Here is a 21391-nt window from a genome sequence, read left to right as displayed (position 1 = left end):
CGCCTCGATATGACCGCTTCACTCACCACTGAGCAGACCGAACGGCAGCGCGGTGCTGTGCGCGGCGATGTCCAGCAGGCGGTTGTACTTGGCGGAACGCTCGCCGCGGGCTGGGGCTCCCGACTTGATCTGGCCGAATCCGGACCCCACGGCGAGGTCGGCGATGAAAGCATCGATGGTTTCGCCGGAGCGATGCGACACCATGGCACCGTAGCCACAGGTCCGGCAGGTATGCAGGGCATCAAGGGTTTCCGATACCGTGCCGACCTGATTGACCTTGATCAACGCGGCGTTGGCGATACCGCTTCGCGCCGCGGCGGCTATGGTGTCGGCGCATGTGACGAAGTTGTCATCGCCGACGAGTTGGACACGCTCACCCAGGGACTCGGTCAAGGTGCGCCAACCCTCATGATCGGTTTCGGCCAAACCGTCTTCGATGCTGGACACCGGGAAATCGTCGATGATCGTGCGGTAGCGGTCGATCATCTCCTGGCTGGACAACGCTTGACCATCCACCAGATACCGTCCTTCCCGGTAGAATTCACTCGCGGCGGGGTCCAGAGCGATCGTCACACCGCCGCGTCCGCATCGGTAGCCCGCCGCATCGATGGCCTCGGTGAGCAGCACCAGTGCGTCCTCGGGGCCGGCGACATCGGGGGCGAAGCCGCCCTCATCTCCCAGCGACGTGACAAAACCACGCCGGCTCAGCGTATTCCGCAGCTGTGCATAGATCTCAGCTCCGGCGCGCATCGCCTCGGGCAGCGAAGGTGCTCCCTGCGGGGCGATCATGAACTCTTGGAAATCAAGAGGATTGGGTGCATGCACCCCGCCGTTGATGACATTGAAATAGGGGACCGGCAGGCGCGCGGTGACACCGACCGGAGTCAGCCATTGCCACAACGGTTGGTCGGCGACGGCCGCGAAGCCACGCGCCGCGGCCATCGACACCCCCACGATAGCGTTCGCGCCCAATCGCGATTTGTCGGGCGTGCCATCGAGTTCTCGCAGTGCCAGGTCGATTTCGGCGAGCGACGACCAATCCGGGCCGATCAGCATGTCGGCAATCGGACCGTTCACGTTGGCCACCGCCCGCTCGACGCCCCGGCCGTGGTAGCGGTCGGTGTGATCGCGCAGTTCGACCGCCTCGCGGCTGCCGGTAGAGGCACCCGACGGCACCCCGGCGCAGACACGGGGACCCGCGGCCAGTTGTGCCTGCACCCACACGGTGGGCTGGGCACGAGAATCGAGAATTTCCAAGGCCGACAACGACGAGAATCGGACCACCATCTGTATACCTCCGTCAACTGTCCAGCGTTCACCACTGATCAGGGACCGTTGGCTCTCCGGCGTGGACGAGCGGTTCTGGCGAGCCCCACCGCCATCGGTTCCACGATATCCCTCCACGCGACAAAGGAGATCAATGTTCGGTCACGACAATCGGGAACTCGCAGCGGTGTTCGCGGGTGGGGCAGTCGGCACTGGCCTGCGCGCCGTGGTGGCCACCGTCCTGCCCGCGGCGCCAGGCCAATGGCCCTGGCCCACCTTCATCGTCAACATTGCCGGGGCACTCCTCGTGGGATACTTCACCACACGTCTGCTGGAGCGGCTGCCGTTGTCGAGTTACCGACGGCCGCTGCTCGGGACTGGCGTATGTGGCGGTTTGACAACGTTTTCCACCATGCAGGTCGAGATCGTCCACATGATCGAAGCCCAGCAGTACCGCCTGGCAGCGGGCTACGCGATAGTCAGCATCAGCGTGGGCCTCGTCGCGGTGCACGTGGCCAGTGTGTTGACTCGCCGTGTTCAGAGCCGCGGGCGCGCATGACAGCGCTGTCGTGGGGCGGACTGCTTCTGGCGGGCGGCTTCGGGGCGGTCCTACGGTTCATCGTCGATCGCCAGGTCATGTCGCGCACGGCCGGGCGGTTTCCGTCAGGCACGCTGGCGGTGAACCTCACGGGAGCCGTCGTACTCGGCGGGCTCAGTGGTCTTGCCCCTGATCCACACATCACGTTCCTCGTGGGCACCGGAGTCATCGGCGCGTACACCACCTTCTCGACGTGGATGCTCGAAACCCAGAGGCTCACCGAAGAACACCAATACCGGCTGGCCATCGTCAACGTGGTAGCAAGCATCACCTGCGGATTGGCGGCGGCCACGTGCGGACAACTGATCGGAGAACACTTGTGATCGACGACTGCCTCAAACTCACCACCTATTTCGGCGAACGCCAACGCACCGAGGGTCGGTTCCTCGCCGACGCGATGCTGGATCTCTACGGCCGCCACCAGATCGCCTCCAGCATTGTGCTACGCGGCATCGCCGGATTCGGTTTGCGCCATCACATGCGCACCGACCAGTCACTGTCCATGTCCGAAGACCCGCCTGTGGCAGTGGTGGCCGTCGACACCGCACCGGTGATCAACAGTGTTCTCGAACCACTCATCGCCATGAAGAAGCGAGGGCTGCTCACGTTGGAGCGTGCGCGCATGTTAGAAAACGACATCGGGTCGATCGAGCTGACCGACGAATTGCACGAAGCGACCAAACTCACCATCTATGTCGGCAGGAAAGAACGCGTTTACGGCGTACCGGCGTATGTCGCGTTGTGCGATCTGATGTACCGACGCCGGCTCGCCGGCGCCTCGGTGTTTCTCGGGGTCGACGGCACCAGTCATGGGCGCCGTGTTCGAGCACGCTTCTTCGACCGCAATGCCGATGTGCCGGTGATGATCATCGCAGTGGGCAGCGGCGAACAGATCGGCAAGATCATTCCCGAACTGGGCGGTCTGCTGCACCGGCCACTGATCACCATCGAACGCGTTCGCATCTGCAAACGCGACGGTCAGCTTTTCGAACGACCGCATGCGTTACCGGGGACCGATGAGCACGGCTTGCCGTTGTGGCAGAAGCTCATGGTGTATACGTCTGAGGCCACCTCCCACGGGGGCCAACCCATCCACCGAGCGCTCGTGCAAGAACTGCGTCGCCAGCGATCCTCCCGCGGCGCCACGGTACTCCGCGGCATCTGGGGCTTCCACGGAGACCATGAACCCCACGGCGACAAGATGTTCCAACTCGTCCGCCACGTCCCCGTCACCACCATCATCATCGACACCCCGGACAACATCGCCGCATCCTTCGACATCGTCGACGACATCACCGCCGAGCATGGCTTGGTCACCAGCGAAATGGTCCCCGCACAAGTCAGCCTCGACGGCGACCGCCGCGATGGTGGAACGCAACTGGCCCGCCACAACTACTGACCGTGGCACCTACGGCTGCCAAAACCGTTGCGCCGCCGGCGATAAACCCGGCCGCACGCACCGGCAACCTGCCCGCGACTGAGTCTCGGCGATCTCTGGCGAATCTGCTTGTTAGGCGGCACGATGGAGAGTGGCGATGGGGCTCGCCCGACACCGCGGAATGCCGCTGACGGTCCCTGATGACGATCAGGGAGGAACTATGCCCCGCCGCTCAACACCTGACGGTCGGCTTTGCTCGACTGTCTGCTTCACCGGCCACTCCAACGCCGGTGGATGGAGACATCGATGAGGCGACGCCCATTGCGCTCCTCCTCGATCTGTACCCTGCAAGCCGCGTCCGTCGTCCATGGCACCAAGGCGGTGCTCTCGGATGTGTCCCTGACGATCAAGCCACACACCCGGATTGGAGTATTGGGGCCGGCCGACGCAGGCAAATCGGCCTTGCTCGAGCTGATCGCCGGATTGCAGTCGCCGATGTCGGGTACGGTCCGGCTGTCCGCCAATGCCGCCATCAGCGTGCTGTCTGCAGAACCTTATCTGATCCCGCTCGTTCGCACCGGAACCAGGCGTGGACGAAGACGAGGCTACCGGGGGGACTGACCTCCTACGACGGCGTTGACCACTACTGACCATGAATCACGCCAGCTTGTCCGCGGTTGCGGCGGAAATCGGTTGCAACGTTCACGACGTGTTGACACAGGCGCTCGGCGCTGCGCTCCGGTCACTCGAGGAAAAGATCAACAGTGCGGCTGATTCCACCGAAGGGTTTGCACTCCAAGGCGTTTCCCACAATCACAGCGTGGCCGTCACCGAGTCCGGGGCGCACGTCTCGGTTGTCGTCAGCATCGTTGCGCTGTATGCATACACAGCCGGGGAGTAGCCGCTCTGAGATACCAGACATTTCGGCTGAATGGCCGACACCGGCAAATAGCGACGCCTCGTCTACAGGCGAGCAACGCTTGTCTCGGCGACCACCCTGCCCGTCTCGTCACCCTGTCGGTTCGCTTGCTCAGGGATCACAAGAACCGGCGTCGGAGCGTGTGCGATGACCGCGCCAGCCACGCTGCCTTGCAGGTGTCCCAGCAGTCCGCTCCGCCGGTGGGGACCGATCACGATCAGACTCGCATTGTGCTCACGAGCGGTCTCGACGATGCCCCGCCAAGTGGGGGAGGCCTCGACGGCGATGCTGCTGGCGAGAAATCCGGCATCTTCTGCGAGCGATGCGCCATGCGCCGCGGTGCGCTCCGCGGCGTGCCGAACCTCGGTCGCCTGATCAGCGTCGAAATGCCGTGAGCCGACAGGGGTGAAACCCACGTCGACGGGTTGCCACACGCACACCACGAGTGCATCGCGCCATGGCGGAAGCTGCGCGGCAGCCTGCTCGATGGCGAATCCGGCAAGCTCGGAACCGTCGTAGGCGAACAATACGGGCCCGGCACTCGCCGACCCGTCATGCACGGGTGAGGGACTACCGAGCGGGGCAGGTTCGACAGAAATCGGAGACGCCGCAGCCGCGCCCCTGAGCTTGGCCAGCAGCGGTGGTGAATACCACGCGGGGGCTTCGCCATCGAGAAAGCGATCGAGATCGGGTGTTTGGGGTCGCGCGCCACTCAGAACGTAGACCGCCACGCCGAACATCGCGCCGCCGATCGCCAGCCCTAATCCGACCCACAGCGCATAGCCGGTACCTGTCGCCAGATCGGTCGACACCGTCGCCGCAAAGTGGGCGAAGATGGGCGCCACCATGAATGCGGCCACTGCTCGTAGCAGCTCGATGATCGCGAAGACACGCTGCAGACTGTTGGACTGCAGCGAGAAGCCCGCAACAAAGAGCGCAGGAGCGACGGTCGCACCCAGTGCCAGTCCCGTCAACGCCGACGCCAGCAGGGCCAGCGGCTGACTGGCCGGCAGCGCGAACCAGAACACGACGATCCCGGCGGCGAGCAACCCCATGCCGACAAGCGGCAGGTAATGCATTGACCGTCGAGAGATGACGAAGCCGAACACGAAGGCCATAACCACCGCGCCACCGAGCTCGGGAAGATACATCAGCCCCACCTGCACCGGCGTGTACGTCTGCAGGAAGACCTCGGCGGTCAATGCGGTCGCCGCCACCGAGGCGGCTGCAGCGAACAGTGCAACGCCCACACCGGCCACCGGGATCGAGCTGGTCAGCATCGTCCGGATCGTCAACAGCGGCCGGCTGGCGCGGAATTGATAGACGATCAGAATCACGATCAACGCGAGGCCGCCGAACATCGGTGCAGACACGGCCACATCCCCGAAGCCGTGCGTTGTGAGTTGCGAGGCACCGATGAAAGCTGCCGCGCAGCCCACCGAGGACAACCCGATGGCCCACAGATCTCGTGGCGCGTCCAGGTCTGCCGGCGGAGCGTCGTCGAACGTCAACGCGGCCATCACGAGTGCCAACAGTGCGATGCCCGCAACGACCCAGAACAGGGGTCGCCAAGCGTGTGACTCGGCTTGTACACCGCCGATGAACGGACCGAGCGCGACCGCGCCGAACACACACATGTTCATGATCACGGCCGTATGGCGCAGTCGATATCTGGGAAAGCCAATCGTCAGCGGTGGTGCGGCGGCGATGAGCAGCATGCTCGTCGCCAGGCCTTGCAGTACGTGGCCGCAGACAAACATTCCGGGGTTCTGGGCGGCGGCTGCCAGCACCGACCCGATCGCCAGAACAACGGCATAGGCAAGCAGCATTCTGCGCTGTGGCAGGTGCTGGGCGAACTGAACCGCCAGCACGGTACCGACCGCATAAGCGGCATTGCCCAAGCCGGAGCTCAGGCTCATCGCCTGAGTGCTCATGTGCAGTTGCTCAGCGATGATCGGCACCAACGGGTCGATCGCCGCGGACAGTGCCAGGTACGGAATGAGTGCGAGCGTCACCATCGCGGCGACGGCCGGATAGCGTCCAGCCAGCGGTCCCTGGCGCATCACCGACACCCCTCGATCACTACCGGTGATGGGTGGCGACGTATCGCCGCGCTAGGCCAGTCAGCTACTTGGTTGCACTCGGGCACGTGCCCGTCAAACCTCGGCGTAGGCGAATTTATTCCGCGGCAGGGCGCTTACCCATCTGGTGTAGTTGTGCGCCCCGCTCGGGCCAGTTGTGTATGCCTGAATCGGGGAAGTTGAACATACCGTCCGGCCGGCGACGCGATAGACGAGTGGTTCCGGGCCGGCGCTGTCGACGGTTCAAGTCGACCAAGTGATTCCGATCCTGCGGGCGTGGGGGCTGTTTCGACACGAATATCGGCACGGCACACTGCACGACCACCTCGGATTGGAACGGGCGCCCGGATCGCCGATCCCGGGTCACTGCACAAGCCGGCTGCATCGACATATGCCCGACACGGGTGTTCGACCGTGGCGTCGGACCGCCGTTTCCCGGATGGCCCCTGTTTGGTGCATCGCCTGTCGGGCAATCCCCAGCCATGGCCAGTCATCCCACCTTCGGCGTGGAGGAGGAGTTTCTCCTCGTCGATCAGCGACACGGCTACCCCGCCGCCCGCAATAAAGCCGTCGCCGAATATGCGGCCAAACATGACGTTGAGCTGCAGCTCGAGCTCACCAGCTGTCAGGTTGAGACCACCACCGACGTGATCAACAGCAGCGCGGAGTTGCGCGCCGAGCTCAGCCGGCTGCGGCGCATTGCCTCCGAGGCGGCGGAGGCCAATGAGACGCAGCTGTTGGCCGTCGCGCTGCCACCGACGGTGCCACACACGTTCCCGGTCACCAGCACCCCGCGCTACCGCCGGATTGCCGATCGGTTCGGCATCATCGCGCACGAGCAAGGTGTCTGCGGGTGCCACGTGCACGTCGCAGTCCCCAGCCGCGCGGCCGCCATCGATGTCAGTAACCGGATCCGACCCATCTTGCACCTATTGCTGGCCTTGACCGCTAACTCAGCGATCTACCGCAACACCGACACCGGCTACGCGAGTTTCCGCAGCATACTGTGGTCCCACTGGCCGAGCTCTGGACCGCCGCCATACTTCGAGTCGGTCGAACAGTACGATGCCACAGTCCACGCCCTGGTCGACTCTGGTGCCGCACTTGACTACGGCATGGTCTATTGGGATATGCGGCCGTCGGCCCGGTTTCCGACAGTCGAGGTGCGCGTGGCCGACGTGCCTGCCACGGTGGCCGAGACTGTGTTGCTGGCTACGCTTATCCGTGCCTGTGTGATGACGGCGCTGCAAGCATGGGAGCGCGGGGATCGGGCACCGCGGCCCACGGACTGGGCCCTGCGGGCTGCGCACTGGAGAGCGGCCCACGATGGGCTCGACGGCCAGGCGATCGATCTGATCGCCGATTCCGCACTGGCTCCGACGCAGCTGCTCGCGGCTCAGCTCATTGAACACGTGCGACCGGCCCTCGAAGCGTTGGGCGACTACGATATGGCGCGCGATGAGTTGGCGCGCATCGCGCAGGCGGGCAATGGCGCGATGCGGCAGCGCCGCGTGTGGGGCCGTCGTAAACAGGTCGATGACGTAATTGATGAAATAGCCATGGCAACAACAACATTCGAATGATATATCTCGGCCACGCGGACATCCGGCTCAGCAGACGATCAAGACCGGAGTCGGGTGTTCGCGACACTGGTGCCAGCACATCCAGCCTCAGCCTCACGAACATATTCGTCACAGTGACGATTTGGAAGTTCCGAAGGGCAAGCGCGGTAGCGCTCCGAACCCAGTAACATCCAAGAGTTCCAGACGCTCAGGCGTTGGAGATCGAGGCCTCCGCAACACAACTAGCCGTACGGGACGCCCCGCCGATCAAGGGGTCACGCTGCGCGGCGGCAGAGTGGCCCGTATGAACAACTGTTGCAGGCGGCCCGTTAGGAAATGAGTACACAGAATCGGTACCGTGACGTGCTCAAATCGGCCAATCGTCAAGACGTGCGAGCACTTTCGTTTTAGTGCAACTCGCACTAGTTTGTACCGATAAGCTACATTATGTCAACTAAACCACTGCATATTGCGTTGCTGGCCAACGGGTTTCGCATTCACGTACTGGCAATAGGTACGCCGCGCTTTGCAGCTTCCGCGGCCAGTGCGTGGTCGAAGGTTGCAAGGCTTGCTTGGTGTCGTATCGCGACGTCAAGAACGCAACAGTCGGGCAACTTCAGCCCACTGCTGGCACGCAGTTCGGCAAGTCGTAATGGTTCCCCGTTGTCGTGAGGCGCGACCGCGATTCCGGCGGCGTGGATGTCATCGCGCATCGAAGCGCCCTGTCCTATCCGGACGCCGCCGACCAACACTTCCGCCATTGTGATCATGTGCACGAGCATCTCCCCGGGCGTGCCGGCCAGTAGGACTTCAGTGGCTGCTCGATGATGCGGATCGGCTGGATTCAAATGAGCGATCAGAGCACTCGCGTCCACTGCGATCACGCTGGCCAGTCCGCTCTCAGCTCGGCGAGATAGTCAGGACCGAATGCCTCGGCGTAACGGCCCGCGCTGGCCAATACCGCGGATCGATGATCTTGTTTGTCGGCGGACTCGTCATTCGCGAGCATGTCGCCCCCCGCTTCGACAAGCCGTACGAGCAGGCGTGATCGAGGCTCTCCGGGCCATCGTTTCGCTGCTCTATCCAGGGCGCGGGCAACCGCCGGTGTCTCTGTTACCTGATATCGAGGACGTGTCGTCGGCACTCCGCAAGTGTACCACCCTGTAGTGAAGTGCTACACCGAGTTGATCGGCTACGGGTGAGAATATGTAGGAATCGAATATGCAGGGTTACCGGCAAACTACACTGTATTGCACTGCGGCCGAACGGTTCTCGCCTATTGTTCTGCAAGACCGAGGAATACCATCCTCGCTCGCTCGACCTCGTTAGTGGGCGTCGTCGATGGCGCCGAAGAAGGCGGTGCCGCCCTTCGTTGGGCCGTCCAGCACTAAAGTTCAGTTCTGTGTATAGAACATCGACAACCGTACTAAGCGTCCTCATCGCTGGCGGGATGCTCGTCGCGTGCGGGCAGTCCTCTCAACCGGAGGATGTGACACCGGTTACCCAGACCGTGGAGTCGACGCCCGCAGCCCTTACCGTCGAGACAGTCAACCAGGCCAACTCGACGTTGGAGAAGTTGACTGGTGCACGGCTGGGCGAGATCCAGGTGCAGTCGATAGCGATTTCACCGACCGGAAATTTGAGCGTCGACGCATTGGATCCGGCGAAACCCACCGAATTCAACCAGTACGTCGCCTATCCCGACGGCCGGACCGATATCCGGCCATACGATTATGGGGGAGCGGAAAATTACGATGCACTGGTGGCAACCCTGTTCGGGGCCGATCTAGTCAGCCCGGAGATACTCGTCAATTCTTGGGAAGATTCCTTCAACCGCGTCCAGGGTGACCGGACCGAGATGTCCGCCAGCGGCGCCACCGTCGCCCGGGAAAGCATGTCCGGGGAGATCGAACTCTACATCGTCAACGGCCCGGAGCGCGATCGCCAGACCGTGTACTACGACCCGGCGGGCAACTTCCTGCGGGTTTCCTAGCCGGAAGGGTCCAGGGTTTTCCGCTGCTTTCCGGTTCGTTTACCCGCCCTGTCGTTGCGTTAAGAGCGATTTACCGCTGCCAGCGAACGGTGTGAAATTCGGTACGATACCGCCAATCGGTGCCTCTCCCCTGCCACACCTAGAACGATGCGCTGCTGCGTATCGGGAGGAATAGGCGGAATCGAATATAGGCGCCTAATCGTGCCGCTGGGCTGATCGGCGCAATACGCCGAGACCCCGTGCTGTCGCGGCGACAGCGGACGACGTTCTCTCCTCACCGGCCCGCGGAATGACCGCGATTTTCTACCTCGCGAATACGGCCGAATCGAGTACGGCGGGTTACCAGTAAGATACGCCGCCTTACGCTGGCACCCAAGTGATTTCGCAGCGACGACGACCTCTTCGCCGCCGCAGACGCGTTCCCTATTTAAAGGCCAACGCTGCCTGCAGGGAGCCCTGGAGGCTCAATCATTGGATCCCCGCACGGCAGTTGCCCTTGCTTGTCAGTCGAGATCGAACGCGTGCTGGATCGCCGCTGTCAGCAATTCCTCTTGATCAGGAAGAAAGAAACCTATTTGACGCCCCAGTGCCGCAACCGGGATCGTGACAATGTTGTCGACGCTGACGACGGAATCTTTCTCGAGCCCGTTACGCACACCTACCGGAACTTCGGTCGACAGGCCGCGAACTGTTCCGGTGATCGGTGCCACGGTGACCCTGGTTAGGTGAGGCCGCACGAGTTCCCGAGTCAGGATCAGAACCGGCCGAGCCTTATCAAGTTGGGCGACGTGAATTGGTCTCAATCGATATCCAGTTCGAAGGTGGAGGCATGAGCAGCGAGCGCATCGAAGTCATCGTCTGTGGTGGTCCGCTTGGCGAGAATCGCCGCATCGCGGGCAGCGATCAGCCGGCGACGTTCGCGTTCGAGCGCTTTGAGTACAAATGATGCGCGGCTCTCGACGTGCTGTTGGTCCACTTCCCTGTCAATGAAATCGACGACTTCGTCCGGAAGCCGAACGGCGATCTGCTTGCTCATAGCGCAATGGTACCAATATGGGATGCGAAGCGCTACCGAGCTTGCGGAATGCGTGGACGCTCCAGCAAACAAACTTGCGCGGAACCACGCGAAGACGTGTCAACTGATCGCGCACAGTGGTCCGGGCAATAGCGCCTTCTCCCTGCCGCATCTCCACTGATGCGAATCAGCTGGAATGCGACGGAATCGAATATGGCGGGTTACCGGTACGTACGTCCTATTGCGTTGCGCCCTAATTGTTTTCATCCGGCGATGTCTGGTCTCAGTGAACCTGGCGGTTGTCGCAGTCAGCCTGTCGGACGGCGGCTCGCCCGACGATTCTCAGTCAAACGGGCGATCGCGGCTCGCCGGCCTTTTTGGTCGGCACTCTGGCGAACGGTGGGTATGTCGTTGATCCGGATTGTCCGTGATCGCCATGCAACGTGTACCAATAATTGGTACGGTTCTCGTATGGGTCGAAACACCTCGTTCAGCCTGGATGAGCACTTCAACGCGTTTATCGAAGACGAGGTCGCCTCGGGACGATATCGGTCGGCAAGTGACGTCGTACGCGCCGCACTCAGGCTGCTCGAGGAACGCGAGACACGCTTAAACGCCCTTCGCGACGCACTAGTAGCTGGTGAAAATAGCGGAGCGTCAACACCGTTCGAGTTCGACACGTTCGTGTCACGGAAACGTGCCGGCGGACCTCACGGGCGGTGAGCCGCTATGTGCTGTCCCCTGCCGCCCAGGCCGATCTGGAGCAGATCTGGGACTATACCTCCCAACGTTGGAATGACGACCAGGCTGACGCGTACGTGCGCGTGATTCAGCATGCCGTTGAGCTTGTGGCGAACAACCCGCTCATTGGGGGGTCTTGCGACGAGGTTCGCGCCGGCTACCGGCGGCATACTGCGGGATCGCACACGCCTTATTACCGTGTGGGCGCCGGTGGAGAGCCGGTCGACGTAGTGCGTATCCTCCACAAGCGCATGGATGTCGACCGGCACCTCGACTGACGTGCGGCAGCCTCGTGCCCAAGCAGTCGGGATTATCGTTCGGAACCGCCAACTTCACCGATACGCGACAGCGTTTCCGAATCCCAATCTTGCTGGCGCTCCCCTGGGAGTGACCGCCAACTCAACCAAGACCGGACAGGCGACAGCGATCTACGCCGAGAGCTGGGCACTACAGATCTAGGACGAAGCGCAGTGCTTGGTCAATGGCTTGCATCTGTTCTGGACTGATCATTCCCTGGCGAGATGACAGTCGTTCGACGGAGACCACTCGCAGTTGGTCGCAGCGAGCGTAGGAAACATGGTCCAGCCCGCTGCTCGCTGGCTCAAGTTCGACGTGGCTTCCCAGACCGTAACCAGCGGTCGTGATCGGGACGACGACCACCAGACCGCCCGGTCCGTTGTTGAGAATGTCGACCGACACCACCACCGCCGGGCGGCGAAAGGCCGGCTCGTGTCCGACTGGCTGGCCGAGATCGACGTCGTAGATCTCCCCTCTCCAGATCAAGCCAGTGCATCCCACTCGTGACGCTCGGCCAGGTATTGCTCCCACAGTTCGGGGTCGTTGCGCAGGCGCTGGTAGTCCCCGTTGAGCCCTCGCAAGAATTCCTGCCTTTCCAAGGCGTCGATGGCTGCGTGTACGACGTCGACGACGGCGGTTTGACGAGCCTTGGCTAGAGATTGCAGCCGCTCAGAATCGGGACGGCGGACTCGGACAGTTGTGGTTTCTGCTGCCATGGAACCAGTGTAGACGAATTGTAGACACAGGGCAGGGTGACGGCGGTCGTAGTGTTGACGCGTGGACTGGGAGTTTGACGCCGAGGTGTTCCAATGGCGTGGTCCCGCACCCTACTTCTTCGTTGCCGCACCGGCACACATTGATGAATTCCTGCACCGGCACATCGGCGAGCTGACCTACGGCTGGGGTGGCATCCCGGCGCAGGTACGTATCGGCAACACCGAGGTGGAGACGTCACTGATGCCGAAAGACGGCACCTACTTGGTGCCACTGAAGGTCGCGCTACGCCGCTCCGAAGGCATCGACGACGGCGATCAGGTGCCGGTGCGGCTGCACGTCGGCCCACAGGACAGCGCCGTTGTCGGCGAGAATGCCGAGATGACCACCTTCGTCATCGATGCTCCAGTGGCCATCGACCTCGCTACCGGCGGGGCAACAATTCCCCCGCAGCACAGCCTCACCGCCCCCATTTTGCTGCGCTCGCAGGCACTAGCGCTGGTCTATCAATCGGTGCACCGTGGCGAGATCGACGAACGCACCGGCCGCCAGATTCTCCACTGTCTCCGTGGCCTGAAGATCCGCTTCCTCGGCGACCGCTCCTTGGAAGACCATGCCTGGCAATTTGCCGCCAAACTCAGCTGGCCCGACATCCACCAAATCGAATACCTCGTGCTAACCCAACTGCAGGCCGATGCGCTAGTCACCGCCGACAACGAACTCGCAGCCGCGGCACGTCCATTCGTCAAGATCGCCACACCGGCCGATATCCTCCGACCGTAGCCGAGTTGGTCCCGAATGTAAGCGGCGTGTCCTGCATCGCCTCTGTGCTTGTGCGGCGAGCTCAACTTAGCTAACGGTTCCAACTCTGCGCCTGCCGCTCGACATCGTGTCAGTCGATCTTGCCGATGCGGACACTCGTGGCGTGACGCTGTCCGTGACAGACGCCCCCTGTCAGCCCCGCGTCAAGTCTTCGCCTTCTTCGCCGCCGGAGAGCTCCGGTTCCCAGGAACGTCGACCAGAACCAGATGCCGAGCCACGTCGTCTCCCACGACGTCGACAACCTCGTGTGTGAACAGGGACGTCAGGTGCGGGTGCGGCGCTGCTGTCGGATAGGTCCTGGTGCGCAATGCGACGACGAAACCGATCCGGATGTCAGTGGCCTGATAGGTCGCGGCCTGGTTCAGATAGTGATGGTTTTCTGTTTTGCGATCTCACCGAGATTGGCGGCGAATAGTCGCCAAAAGGTTTCAACGCCCTCATCGAAATCGTCGTCGCCCAGCTGAGTCGTGGTTTGATTCTGCACTGCAGACTGCACATCCATTGGCTATGAGGCTGTCCGACGGTCAGAGATCGAGGACGATGCGCAGTGCCGCGTCAACGCGACGCATCTCAGCGAAGCTGAGGAACCCGACGCTCTTGCCGAGTCGGCCCGGGTCGACTGCGGCGGCCTGTTCGGCAAGCACGCGGGTGTTCACGCCGCCGATTTCAACTTCGGGACGAAAGCTGGCGGCACGAGCCGACGTGGATGTTGGTGCAACCAGCCACGTCGACAGGGGCAGTTGATCTGACTGGACTACTACGGCGTAGCGCGAACCGGACTGCTCGTGACCGCGACTCCCCCGCGGGGCACGCAACTGAAAGACCTCACCACGCACGCAACGTCTCCATGTCGCGCAGCACCTGCATGGCTTCAGCGCGGTCGGACTCGTCTTCGGCAAGCCTTTCCGCCTCGGCACGAATCGCCGCGCCGGCCTTCCGTCGTGCGGCATCGATGAGAGCAGATCGAACGGCTACGGACACAGCGGTTCCGTCTTTGGTCAAGACCTCCAGCGCCTTCGATGTGTCTTCGTCGGGCCTGAAGGTGATTGTGTCAGCCATTGCAACAGTGTACGACGTTTTGTAAGACGACCGCTGGATCCACATGAGTGTTTTTTCACCTAGCACCGGCAACCCAGCAGCGCCTATCCACCGACAACCGGTGTCGCCAACAGCAAACAGAACATGCGCATCTGGATCGTCTCGGCCATTGCTTTCAGTGGCACCCGTGCCACTATGAAGACCGGGGGCTTCAGTCCTGCCCAGCGCTCGGGTCGGCGCTCGATTCAGGTGGAATACGGCGGAATCGAATACGGAGGGTTACCAGTAAATGTCGCCGTTTTGCATTGCTGCTCAACGATTTTCAATCGCTCAGAGGGTGAATGGCGGCCGCAGGTTCTTGAACATCGGGAAATGCTTCACGTTCAACGTCGCCGGCTGATAGCCCTTCACGTCAGCAGTCGCAGCGATCAGATAGTCACCCAGGCCAATGTTGGAATGACTCGCCCGGTATTGCCGCCTGAAGTCGCCGGCTCGGCGCGCGATGATCTCAGTAGCTGGTTCGGTGCGAAACGACGCCAGCAGCTGCCACACTTTGCGACGCTCCGCACTGCGCATCCCACCGACGAGCTCGGCGATCGACACCACGCTGATCGCTAAAGGCCCCTGCCCTCGAGCCTCGACGAGCCAATCTCGCGCCGCGTCCAGACCGCGAAGGTGAGCGATGAGGATGTCCGAGTCGACCAGGATCACGAGGTGCGGCGCCACATCCGGTCGAGGTGCTCCTCCCGGCTGCCGGGGCGACGATCCGGCGATTCAACGTCACGTAGCGCACCGAACGACTGATCAATCGCATTCAGGTCAGATTCGAGATTGTCATCGGCGTTGTTGAGAGCCCTGTCAAGCAGTTGGCGGATGAGCTCGGCACGCGAAACGCCCTGTTGCTCGGCCAACTTGTCCAGACTAGTCGTCTGCTCCTCGGAGAGGTATATGTTGGTGCGCTTCATACACCAGATCATACACCGTCATTTGGGGGTCGATCCGGACCGAGACAGTCGGCCCGCTGCCGTGTAGCGCGAGGGGGTCAGCGAAGCCGACGCCCGGCGAGGATCCGGTTGTCGTCTCCCCGGGCCGGAAGGTCCGGCCGAAAACCGCGTGAAGCCCCGCCGGTGCCCCGGCCGGGAGTGTCGAGTCCCATTGGAAGTGGCGGCACGGCTGGCCCTGACCTGGCTTGCGCCGTGATCGGTCGGTGTTGTCAGTGGCCTTCGTGTCTCATCGAAAGTGGCGGTCTGTTGGAAACACCGCCCAGCTCGCCCGCGTCGACGATCTCCTCGGGTACTCGACTGATTCCCGCGCCGCGCCGACGACACCACCAATCCGGCCGACTACCTCTACGCCACCGGACGCGCGACCACCCGCAGCCCGGGCGCTACTCGCTGCGACGACACGCTCGCCCGCCCTGGAACGCTGATGCACCACGCCGATCGCACGCTTCAGCAAAACGATTTTGCCCCGGAACCTTGCGGGGGCGCGCCAGCCGATCAGGCCACAACCATCCCGGCAATCGGTGCCTCCCCCCCTGCGACATCTCGACTGATGCGCTGTTGCATATCGGGAGGAATACGGCGGAAACGAATACCGAGGGTTACCAGTAATCTACGTCGGATTATGCTGCGCCCCAATCGCTCTCGCATAGACCATCGTCGGAAAGTACTCACTCCGTGGCCTATCGGTGGCGACTCGAACTGACGGCCGGTTCGGCGGTCTGACCACTCAACGCGGCCCGACTGCTCAGGAGGCACCACCTGGGTGGACACTATGACGTGGCCCTTTCTGCAACAGTATTCAAAGTCGAACTTGGCGTCTCCGATGTCGATCACGGTTACTATGCCGATCACGCACTGACCGTGGCCCGTCATCCCAGTGAGACCGATGAGCGGATGGTGGTGCGGTTGTTGGCTTTTGGGCTTCGCGCACACCGACTCAGCGACGTCGACGGTGAGTTGACGTTCGGGGCAGGCCTGTCCACCCCTGGCGTACCGGACTTGCGGCTCGCCGACTACACCGGCCGGATCCTGGAGTGGATCAACGTCGGCCAGCCCGACGAACGCGCCTTGAGCAAGGCGGCCAGCCAGGCCGACCAGGTGCTGCTCTTCCCGTTCGCCGCCGGCGTGGCCACCTGGTGGCGCACCGTCGGCCCCAAAGTGGCGGGGCTGCCGAACCTCTCGGTGCTGCAGATACCGCACACATCGGTGCAGCAACTGGCCCAGACTGTCGATCGACGGGTTTCGGCACAAGTGATGGTGATCGAAGGTCAGGTGACGATGACCATAGGCGGAGTCGACGTCACCTTCACACCCGAGCCATTGGAGTGAACGCCTGAGTCCGAGGTGCTAGCCCATGACGTTAGCGCCCTGGACACTGATGTCATCATTGTCGGGCCGGGCTTGGCCGGGATGGTCGCCGCCAGCGAGCTCGAAGAGCGAGGCATGACGGCCCATGCCCCGGGCTCAGCAGCGCGCTCGCCGACCGCACTGGACCACCACCGTTGCCACCAGCGGCGCTCGAGCACACTAGCGGGTCCTCTATCGCCACACGTTATGAACCAGTGAGCTACGTGCGCGGCGTGCCTGCGGCAACCCTCTGTATTGGGCACACAGCATTGAACGCATGATGCCGCGCCGGATGATCACAGCGTCCGCCGAAGGAGGCGGAGTGCACCAAGACGCAGTCAGTCGCCGCCTTTCTCGGGAGCAAGACCAGAGATCGCCAGCCCGCGTCGCCATCGTGTCGGTGGCCAACGATCTGCACGCTCTTGCCGTCGCAGACCTGGTCCGCCAGCGCGAGACCGACTGCGTGATCGTCGAATCTAATCGCGTTTCCAGCTCGGGCCCACTCTCTTGGTCGAGCGACCCCGGTTCGTCGGTCCTGACAACATCGGCAGGCCCCGTGGCTGTATCGGCCATCGATGTCGTCTGGTGGCGACGGGTGAACGCTCCGCAACTGCTCGATGCCGACGCGGACACAGTTCACAAAGACCTCATCAACAATGATTCGCGAAGTTCGATGCGGGGCGCTCTACTGACCGATTTCACCGGCACCTGGGTGAGCTCGCCGACAGCCACCGACCACGCGGACAACAAGCTTGTTCAACTGCGTGCCGCATCAAGCGTCGGCTTCAACGTTCCACGAACGCTCGTGAGCAACGATCCGGTGGCGATTCGCGAGTTCTGCGCGTCGCTGGACGGGGACGTGGTGATCAAGACGGTCCACGGGTCGCGCCTAGCCGGAACGATCACCACGCAGCGCCTGACACCCGCAGCGCTCGACGACGACGACTCGATGCGAATCTGCCCGGCGATCTACCAGCAGCACATCCACGGCGATCGCCACATACGCGCGAACGTATTCGGAAACCGGGTCGACGCCGCGCTGCTCACGGCCAGTCGCCTGGACTGGCGGAGCGATCTGACGACACCGATGGTGGAATGGACGGTGCCGCAAAAGTTGGCCGACCGTCTGCGGACGCTGGTAGCAGCGCTCGGTCTCAAGATGGGCGTGGTAGATCTAAAGCTCCCCGCGACCGGCGATCCGGTCTTTCTCGAGATCAACCCCCAGGGCCAGTTTCTGTTCGTCGAGGCACTTGCGAAGATTCCCCTCAGTGCTCGACTTGCCGAATACCTATGCACGGAGGCCAACGCAGTTAGGATGCGTCCCAGCCGTACCACTTGACCGACGGAATGGAGACACATGTCTGAGTCCGCTCCCGGGAACGGTGCCCCTAAGCCCTTTCGCTCGCTGCCAATGGTGCTCAGCTACAGGCTGAGCACCATCGCCCCGCTCGTGCCTAATGAGCAGTTGGAGGAGTGGACGCGTGTGCTGCGTGAAAAGCTCGGCAAGCAGTTTCCTGCGGCCTTGACGCACGCGGGCGGCATCTTCGGAGGCGAAACCGTCACGTTCCTCAACCCTCAGGGCCCGATCCACATCCCAGAGGACTGTTGCGACTCCGACTACGATCCGAGTTCGCACCCGGACTAGGCGCCAATGACGCCAACTCACTGAGCGTTTTGGGGAATAGACGATCCGCTTCTTCGACGTCTCTCCGAGTCCAGGACGATGGGTGCTTGGCAGCATTGGTCACGGGGCCAGCAGAAAGTGGTTCGACCGTGCCGGAGGTGATAGTGAGATGGTGGCGGGCGTGTCCAATCATCGCTAGCCTGAGCATGGTTGTACCCGAACCAGATCCGCCAATATTTGCCAGGATTGTTCCAGCGGCGGACGACTCCATCGAGATACCCGGCCGGACAGCTCGACTTGGATCTCGATCCCGCCAAGCTGGGATATGGCGTCGGCGCCAACCTGTACATCAAGGTAGAAACACGTCACCTGCACGCAGCCGGTACCGCCATCACCACCCACGGTCCCACGATGTTCGTCGCAGTGGTCAGCGGCCCGGCCAACCTACAAGCGACGGTTGTCAGCCCGACTGTCGACGCCCTGTACGACTACCCCACCTCCACCCTCGCGCAGGTGCCGGGTATCACTGACATCGAGACCTCGCTGACCAGAGCGTTCATCAAACATGCGCGAACCGCGTGGCGGTGACTTGTCGGAACTGTCAGACGGCACGATGCTTCCGTTCGCGCCGTAGGCTCACGGCGTGCACAACGTGACCCTGACCAGCGCCGCCGCAACGGCGGCGCTGACGGTGGGATTGGCGGCCTATGCAGCGTTGATCTTCGCCGGCATCGCAGTGGCGATCTACGACATACGCCGGCGCCGACGGGGCCGGGCGATCGCCGCCGCGATGATGGTCGGGGTGCTGACCCTGGGCGGGCTGATTATAGCAATCGTCAGCAGTGTGGCGTGAACCGACACAACGCGGTGGGCATGAACACCGGATGGTTGGCGGCGTCCGGCAACTCCCGTAAGTAGCCCTCGATGACCTCGCCCCTTGACGCGCCGATCCTACGAGCGGCCCCCAGTGACCATCACTACTTTCCCACGAAGCACGATTCATCAATCGGTCGCGACATACTCATATCGTCACGCAGTGACGCTGTATCGAATATGGCGGGTCACCGGTAAACCTCCGTTTTCGCCTGCGCCGCAGGCCTTTCCGTCCGCACGCTTTGCGGTGAAGCCTCGTAATGCGGCGCCTGCTGCTACTTGCCTGACCATTCGCGCGACACGCTGACCTGGGACTTCTACTTGATGATGCAGCAGATGAACCGTGTTGACGGACGCCCTCCCGGGCGGCCCCATGCTGGTCCCGGCCACGTCGGCACCGACGACATCGGGCATACCCGCATCAGCAAGCTTCGGCAGCAGTATCCGCAGCGCGCCCCGGACATCAGCAGTATGCGCTATGAGGAACGGACGTCGAGACCTTTCGCCACCTGAGCTGATCGCGATGATTCCCAACACTTTTCGTCGATCGAATCCACAGCGAAGGGTCTCGTTGTCGACCTCCGGTGGGTTGTTCTGCGAGAAAATTGACGGACCACGCAGTAGCGCAGGTTTCGCTGCCCGTTGGCGCAACCGACACCGAACGACTCTCGAGGACCGCTGCGCGCCATTCTGCTGTTAGGATCCCCTGCAGTGACACGGGGTGCCGGCGCGGGAGTCGGCTGAGATCACACCCGTTGAACCTGATCCAGTTCGTACTGGCGAAGGGATTGTCGGAGTTGTTTTTGCGTAACCGGGTGGATAGCCGCCCCGCCGACCGCGGTGCACGTCGTCAGGTCCGCCCTCGCCGTCCAAAGAAGCTCGTACTCTCGGCGGGCCGTCACCTCCAAGGGGCCCGACCAGACCCAGCCTCGTCTCGCAGCCCCGGGGCATCGCCCATTCAGGGACCTTTGCGCCGTGACTGCCTAAATACCGCAGCCGATCTGGCAAATCGCCGAACGGGGAACCTGTCATGACGAGCTACCATCCCGCCCACACCATGACCACACCCCGTCGCCGATTCATGGCGGCGAGCGTCGTAGCAACGCTTGCAGTCGTAGTCGGCGCCTGTGGCTCGAGTTCGACCAACGAGTCGACCGGCTCGTCACCTGAACGGGCGAAAGTGCGCTTTGCGCTGGACTGGACGCCGAACACGAACCACACCGGGCTGTACGTCGCGATCAACAAGGGCTACTTCGCCGATGCCGGAATCGACGTCGAGGTTGTGCCATATAACAGCAGCTCTCCTGACGTCCTCGTCGACTCTGGTCAGGCGGAGTTCGGCATAGGTTTCCAGCCGAGCACATCGGTGGCGATGGCCGCAGGTGCCGACCTGCGCTCCGTGCTCGCGGTCCAACAGCACTGGACGACGCGGATCAGCGTCCTCGGGAACCGCGACGACATCCGGAGTCCCGCCGACCTCGACGGGCTGGTCTACGGCGGCTTCGGATCTGCGTCCGAGGAAGCCATCATGCGTGCCGTCATCCAGAATGCGGGCGGCGCGGGCAAGTTCGACACGGTAGTCCTGGGAACAACCGCCTATGAGGCGCTTTACTCGCGAGATGTGGACTTCACGGTGCCGTTTGTCGCCTGGGAGGGCATCGAGGCCGAGCGCCGCGGTATCAAACTCAAGAACTTCGCGTATACCGATTACGGCTTTCCTGACAGCTACCAGGTGATCGTCACGGGAAACGGCACCTGGCTGAAGGAGCACCCGAAGATCGCGGCAGGCTTCGTCCAGGCGCTTGCCCGAGGGTACGAGGACGCTGTGAAGGACCCCGTGGCCGCAGCGGCGATCCTGCAGCAGGAGAACAGTGATGTTCTCACCGACCTCGACTTCCTGACCGAGAGCCAGAAACTCCTCTCGGCGAAGTACATGCTCGACCAGAACGGTGAGTTCGGGCGTCAGACACCGCAGCAGTGGAGCGAGCTCGGCAAGTTTCTTTTCGACAGCGGGCTGCTTGCCGACGCCGACGGCGCGCGGTTGACCGCGGAGCCGGACTGGACGGCGTACGTCACCGACGAATACCGTGCCGGCTGAGTCGCCGACCGTGATCCAGGA

29 protein-coding genes and 1 riboswitch are annotated in these 21391 nt (G+C 62.6%); of the genes, 17 read left to right on the top strand and 12 right to left on the bottom strand.

Annotated elements, in window-relative coordinates:
* Nucleotides 1-18: 18 nt before the first annotated feature.
* Nucleotides 19-1287, bottom strand: a complete 1269-nt coding sequence (gene eno, locus H276_RS0109710; RefSeq protein WP_019971114.1) for a phosphopyruvate hydratase — start codon at nucleotides 1285-1287, stop codon at nucleotides 19-21.
* A gap of 133 nt (nucleotides 1288-1420) precedes the next feature.
* On the opposite strand from eno, the gene crcB (H276_RS0109705) reads away from it, so the two are divergent.
* From crcB (H276_RS0109705) to H276_RS0109685, 5 genes are all read left to right on the top strand, one after another.
* Complete coding sequence (gene crcB, locus H276_RS0109705; protein WP_019971113.1) at nucleotides 1421-1825, top strand: fluoride efflux transporter CrcB; 405 nt, start codon at nucleotides 1421-1423, stop codon at nucleotides 1823-1825.
* Nucleotides 1822-2187: a fluoride efflux transporter CrcB gene (gene crcB, locus H276_RS0109700; protein WP_019971112.1), complete on the top strand. Its 366-nt coding sequence runs from the start codon at nucleotides 1822-1824 to the stop codon at nucleotides 2185-2187. The genes crcB (H276_RS0109705) and crcB (H276_RS0109700) overlap by 4 nt, the downstream gene beginning before the upstream one ends.
* A complete protein-coding gene (locus H276_RS0109695; protein WP_019971111.1) occupies nucleotides 2184-3263 on the top strand; it encodes a DUF190 domain-containing protein in 1080 nt (359 codons plus the stop codon). The genes crcB (H276_RS0109700) and H276_RS0109695 overlap by 4 nt, the downstream gene beginning before the upstream one ends.
* A 285-nt stretch (nucleotides 3264-3548) precedes the next feature.
* The gene (locus tag H276_RS0109690; RefSeq protein ID WP_196807880.1) at nucleotides 3549-3863 is read left to right on the top strand and encodes an ATP-binding cassette domain-containing protein; all 315 of its coding nucleotides are present in this window, start codon (nucleotides 3549-3551) and stop codon (nucleotides 3861-3863) included.
* 88 nt (nucleotides 3864-3951) lie between these two features.
* Entirely contained in the window at nucleotides 3952-4143 is a 192-nt protein-coding gene (locus H276_RS0109685) for a hypothetical protein (RefSeq protein ID WP_231376641.1), read from the top strand.
* 62 nt (nucleotides 4144-4205) lie between these two features.
* Here H276_RS0109685 and H276_RS0109680 read toward each other — a convergent pair whose 3' ends face one another.
* Entirely contained in the window at nucleotides 4206-6224 is a 2019-nt protein-coding gene (locus H276_RS0109680) for an MFS transporter (protein ID WP_036460871.1), read from the bottom strand.
* A 500-nt stretch (nucleotides 6225-6724) separates the two neighbouring features.
* On the opposite strand from H276_RS0109680, the gene H276_RS0109675 reads away from it, so the two are divergent.
* Complete coding sequence (locus H276_RS0109675; protein WP_019971107.1) at nucleotides 6725-7825, top strand: glutamate--cysteine ligase; 1101 nt, start codon at nucleotides 6725-6727, stop codon at nucleotides 7823-7825.
* 476 nt (nucleotides 7826-8301) lie between these two features.
* Here the strand turns inward: H276_RS0109675 and H276_RS22800 are convergent, their stop codons facing one another.
* Entirely contained in the window at nucleotides 8302-8688 is a 387-nt protein-coding gene (locus H276_RS22800) for a PIN domain-containing protein (protein ID WP_019971106.1), read from the bottom strand.
* Nucleotides 8689-9293: 605 nt separating this feature from the next.
* On the opposite strand from H276_RS22800, the gene H276_RS0109655 reads away from it, so the two are divergent.
* Nucleotides 9294-9797: a hypothetical protein gene (locus tag H276_RS0109655; RefSeq protein WP_155943030.1), complete on the top strand. Its 504-nt coding sequence runs from the start codon at nucleotides 9294-9296 to the stop codon at nucleotides 9795-9797.
* Between the two features lie 503 nt (nucleotides 9798-10300).
* On the opposite strand, the gene H276_RS0109650 is transcribed toward H276_RS0109655, so the two are convergent.
* Together H276_RS0109650 and H276_RS0109645 are read right to left on the bottom strand one after the other, a co-directional pair.
* Nucleotides 10301-10600 (bottom strand): type II toxin-antitoxin system PemK/MazF family toxin, encoded by a 300-nt coding sequence (locus tag H276_RS0109650; protein WP_026356780.1) that lies wholly within the window; start codon nucleotides 10598-10600, stop codon nucleotides 10301-10303.
* Nucleotides 10597-10833 carry a YlcI/YnfO family protein gene (locus H276_RS0109645; RefSeq protein WP_019971101.1) on the bottom strand — a complete coding sequence of 79 codons (237 nt, stop codon included), beginning with the start codon at nucleotides 10831-10833 and terminating at the stop codon, nucleotides 10597-10599. Before H276_RS0109645 ends, H276_RS0109650 begins: the two co-directional genes overlap by 4 nt.
* A 450-nt stretch (nucleotides 10834-11283) precedes the next feature.
* On the opposite strand from H276_RS0109645, the gene H276_RS24025 reads away from it, so the two are divergent.
* Complete coding sequence (locus H276_RS24025; RefSeq protein WP_081625440.1) at nucleotides 11284-11535, top strand: type II toxin-antitoxin system ParD family antitoxin; 252 nt, start codon at nucleotides 11284-11286, stop codon at nucleotides 11533-11535.
* Entirely contained in the window at nucleotides 11532-11831 is a 300-nt protein-coding gene (locus tag H276_RS0109640) for a type II toxin-antitoxin system RelE/ParE family toxin (protein WP_019971100.1), read from the top strand. The genes H276_RS24025 and H276_RS0109640 overlap by 4 nt, the downstream gene beginning before the upstream one ends.
* Nucleotides 11832-12000: 169 nt before the next feature.
* On the opposite strand, the gene H276_RS0109635 is transcribed toward H276_RS0109640, so the two are convergent.
* Both H276_RS0109635 and H276_RS24020 read right to left on the bottom strand, forming a co-directional pair.
* Nucleotides 12001-12336, bottom strand: coding sequence for a type II toxin-antitoxin system PemK/MazF family toxin (locus H276_RS0109635; RefSeq protein WP_019971099.1), 336 nt, complete (start codon nucleotides 12334-12336; stop codon nucleotides 12001-12003).
* On the bottom strand, nucleotides 12333-12566 hold the full coding sequence (locus tag H276_RS24020) for a hypothetical protein (RefSeq protein WP_019971098.1): 234 nt from the start codon (nucleotides 12564-12566) through the stop codon (nucleotides 12333-12335). Before H276_RS24020 ends, H276_RS0109635 begins: the two co-directional genes overlap by 4 nt.
* A gap of 61 nt (nucleotides 12567-12627) precedes the next feature.
* Here H276_RS24020 and H276_RS0109625 point away from each other — a divergent pair, with 61 nt between their 5' ends.
* Nucleotides 12628-13347 carry a DUF1905 domain-containing protein gene (locus H276_RS0109625; protein WP_019971097.1) on the top strand — a complete coding sequence of 240 codons (720 nt, stop codon included), beginning with the start codon at nucleotides 12628-12630 and terminating at the stop codon, nucleotides 13345-13347.
* Nucleotides 13348-13747: 400 nt separating this feature from the next.
* Here H276_RS0109625 and H276_RS24615 read toward each other — a convergent pair whose 3' ends face one another.
* From H276_RS24615 to H276_RS0109600, 5 genes are all read right to left on the bottom strand, one after another.
* Nucleotides 13748-13888, bottom strand: a complete 141-nt coding sequence (locus H276_RS24615; RefSeq protein ID WP_019971096.1) for a hypothetical protein — start codon at nucleotides 13886-13888, stop codon at nucleotides 13748-13750.
* A gap of 22 nt (nucleotides 13889-13910) precedes the next feature.
* Nucleotides 13911-14222: a type II toxin-antitoxin system PemK/MazF family toxin gene (locus H276_RS0109615; protein WP_026356779.1), complete on the bottom strand. Its 312-nt coding sequence runs from the start codon at nucleotides 14220-14222 to the stop codon at nucleotides 13911-13913.
* Entirely contained in the window at nucleotides 14212-14445 is a 234-nt protein-coding gene (locus H276_RS0109610) for a hypothetical protein (protein ID WP_019971094.1), read from the bottom strand. Before H276_RS0109610 ends, H276_RS0109615 begins: the two co-directional genes overlap by 11 nt.
* Before the next feature lie 309 nt (nucleotides 14446-14754).
* Nucleotides 14755-15135 (bottom strand): type II toxin-antitoxin system VapC family toxin, encoded by a 381-nt coding sequence (locus H276_RS0109605; protein WP_026356778.1) that lies wholly within the window; start codon nucleotides 15133-15135, stop codon nucleotides 14755-14757.
* On the bottom strand, nucleotides 15132-15389 hold the full coding sequence (locus H276_RS0109600; protein ID WP_019971092.1) for a CopG family transcriptional regulator: 258 nt from the start codon (nucleotides 15387-15389) through the stop codon (nucleotides 15132-15134). Before H276_RS0109600 ends, H276_RS0109605 begins: the two co-directional genes overlap by 4 nt.
* A gap of 816 nt (nucleotides 15390-16205) precedes the next feature.
* On the opposite strand from H276_RS0109600, the gene H276_RS0109595 reads away from it, so the two are divergent.
* The 7 genes from H276_RS0109595 to H276_RS0109565 all read left to right on the top strand — a co-directional run bounded on the left by H276_RS0109595 (nucleotide 16206) and on the right by H276_RS0109565 (nucleotide 21370).
* Nucleotides 16206-16757, top strand: a complete 552-nt coding sequence (locus H276_RS0109595) for a YaeQ family protein (protein ID WP_019971091.1) — start codon at nucleotides 16206-16208, stop codon at nucleotides 16755-16757.
* A 340-nt stretch (nucleotides 16758-17097) separates the two neighbouring features.
* The gene (locus H276_RS22795; protein WP_231376640.1) at nucleotides 17098-18114 is read left to right on the top strand and encodes a RimK family alpha-L-glutamate ligase; all 1017 of its coding nucleotides are present in this window, start codon (nucleotides 17098-17100) and stop codon (nucleotides 18112-18114) included.
* 18 nt (nucleotides 18115-18132) lie between these two features.
* Nucleotides 18133-18420, top strand: coding sequence for a hypothetical protein (locus H276_RS0109585; RefSeq protein WP_155943028.1), 288 nt, complete (start codon nucleotides 18133-18135; stop codon nucleotides 18418-18420).
* A 276-nt stretch (nucleotides 18421-18696) separates the two neighbouring features.
* On the top strand, nucleotides 18697-18987 hold the full coding sequence (locus H276_RS0109580) for an Lrp/AsnC family transcriptional regulator (protein ID WP_019971088.1): 291 nt from the start codon (nucleotides 18697-18699) through the stop codon (nucleotides 18985-18987).
* 55 nt (nucleotides 18988-19042) lie between these two features.
* Nucleotides 19043-19252, top strand: coding sequence for a hypothetical protein (locus H276_RS0109575; protein WP_019971087.1), 210 nt, complete (start codon nucleotides 19043-19045; stop codon nucleotides 19250-19252).
* A gap of 356 nt (nucleotides 19253-19608) precedes the next feature.
* Nucleotides 19609-19785, top strand: coding sequence for a hypothetical protein (locus tag H276_RS0109570; protein WP_155943026.1), 177 nt, complete (start codon nucleotides 19609-19611; stop codon nucleotides 19783-19785).
* A gap of 194 nt (nucleotides 19786-19979) precedes the next feature.
* Nucleotides 19980-20078, top strand: a riboswitch (TPP riboswitch).
* Nucleotides 20079-20302: 224 nt separating this feature from the next.
* A complete protein-coding gene (locus tag H276_RS0109565) occupies nucleotides 20303-21370 on the top strand; it encodes an ABC transporter substrate-binding protein (protein ID WP_019971085.1) in 1068 nt (355 codons plus the stop codon).
* Nucleotides 21371-21391: the final 21 nt, after the last annotated feature.

The organism is Mycobacterium sp. 141, from assembly GCF_000382405.1.
Lineage (GTDB): Bacteria > Actinomycetota > Actinomycetes > Mycobacteriales > Mycobacteriaceae > Mycobacterium.
This window is presented reverse-complemented; position numbering and strand designations above follow the sequence as displayed.

Excerpts from the sequence above, each read along its gene's own strand:
- H276_RS0109690 (WP_196807880.1), top strand. The coding sequence starts at position 3,549 with ATGAGGCGACGCCCATTGCGCTCCTCCTCGATCTGTACCCTGCAAGCC.
- H276_RS24025 (WP_081625440.1), top strand. The coding sequence starts at position 11,284 with ATGGGTCGAAACACCTCGTTCAGCCTGGATGAGCACTTCAACGCGTTT.
- H276_RS0109680 (WP_036460871.1), bottom strand. The coding sequence starts at position 6,224 with ATGCGCCAGGGACCGCTGGCTGGACGCTATCCGGCCGTCGCCGCGATG.
- H276_RS0109565 (WP_019971085.1), top strand. The coding sequence starts at position 20,303 with ATGACGAGCTACCATCCCGCCCACACCATGACCACACCCCGTCGCCGA.
- H276_RS0109585 (WP_155943028.1), top strand. The coding sequence starts at position 18,133 with ATGTCTGAGTCCGCTCCCGGGAACGGTGCCCCTAAGCCCTTTCGCTCG.
- crcB (WP_019971113.1), top strand. The coding sequence starts at position 1,421 with ATGTTCGGTCACGACAATCGGGAACTCGCAGCGGTGTTCGCGGGTGGG.
- H276_RS0109600 (WP_019971092.1), bottom strand. The coding sequence starts at position 15,389 with ATGAAGCGCACCAACATATACCTCTCCGAGGAGCAGACGACTAGTCTG.
- eno (WP_019971114.1), bottom strand. The coding sequence starts at position 1,287 with ATGGTGGTCCGATTCTCGTCGTTGTCGGCCTTGGAAATTCTCGATTCT.
- crcB (WP_019971112.1), top strand. The coding sequence starts at position 1,822 with ATGACAGCGCTGTCGTGGGGCGGACTGCTTCTGGCGGGCGGCTTCGGG.
- H276_RS0109610 (WP_019971094.1), bottom strand. The coding sequence starts at position 14,445 with ATGGCTGACACAATCACCTTCAGGCCCGACGAAGACACATCGAAGGCG.
- H276_RS24020 (WP_019971098.1), bottom strand. The coding sequence starts at position 12,566 with ATGGCAGCAGAAACCACAACTGTCCGAGTCCGCCGTCCCGATTCTGAG.
- H276_RS0109570 (WP_155943026.1), top strand. The coding sequence starts at position 19,609 with ATGAACCGTGTTGACGGACGCCCTCCCGGGCGGCCCCATGCTGGTCCC.
- H276_RS0109675 (WP_019971107.1), top strand. The coding sequence starts at position 6,725 with ATGGCCAGTCATCCCACCTTCGGCGTGGAGGAGGAGTTTCTCCTCGTC.
- H276_RS0109645 (WP_019971101.1), bottom strand. The coding sequence starts at position 10,833 with ATGAGCAAGCAGATCGCCGTTCGGCTTCCGGACGAAGTCGTCGATTTC.
- H276_RS24615 (WP_019971096.1), bottom strand. The coding sequence starts at position 13,888 with ATGGATGTGCAGTCTGCAGTGCAGAATCAAACCACGACTCAGCTGGGC.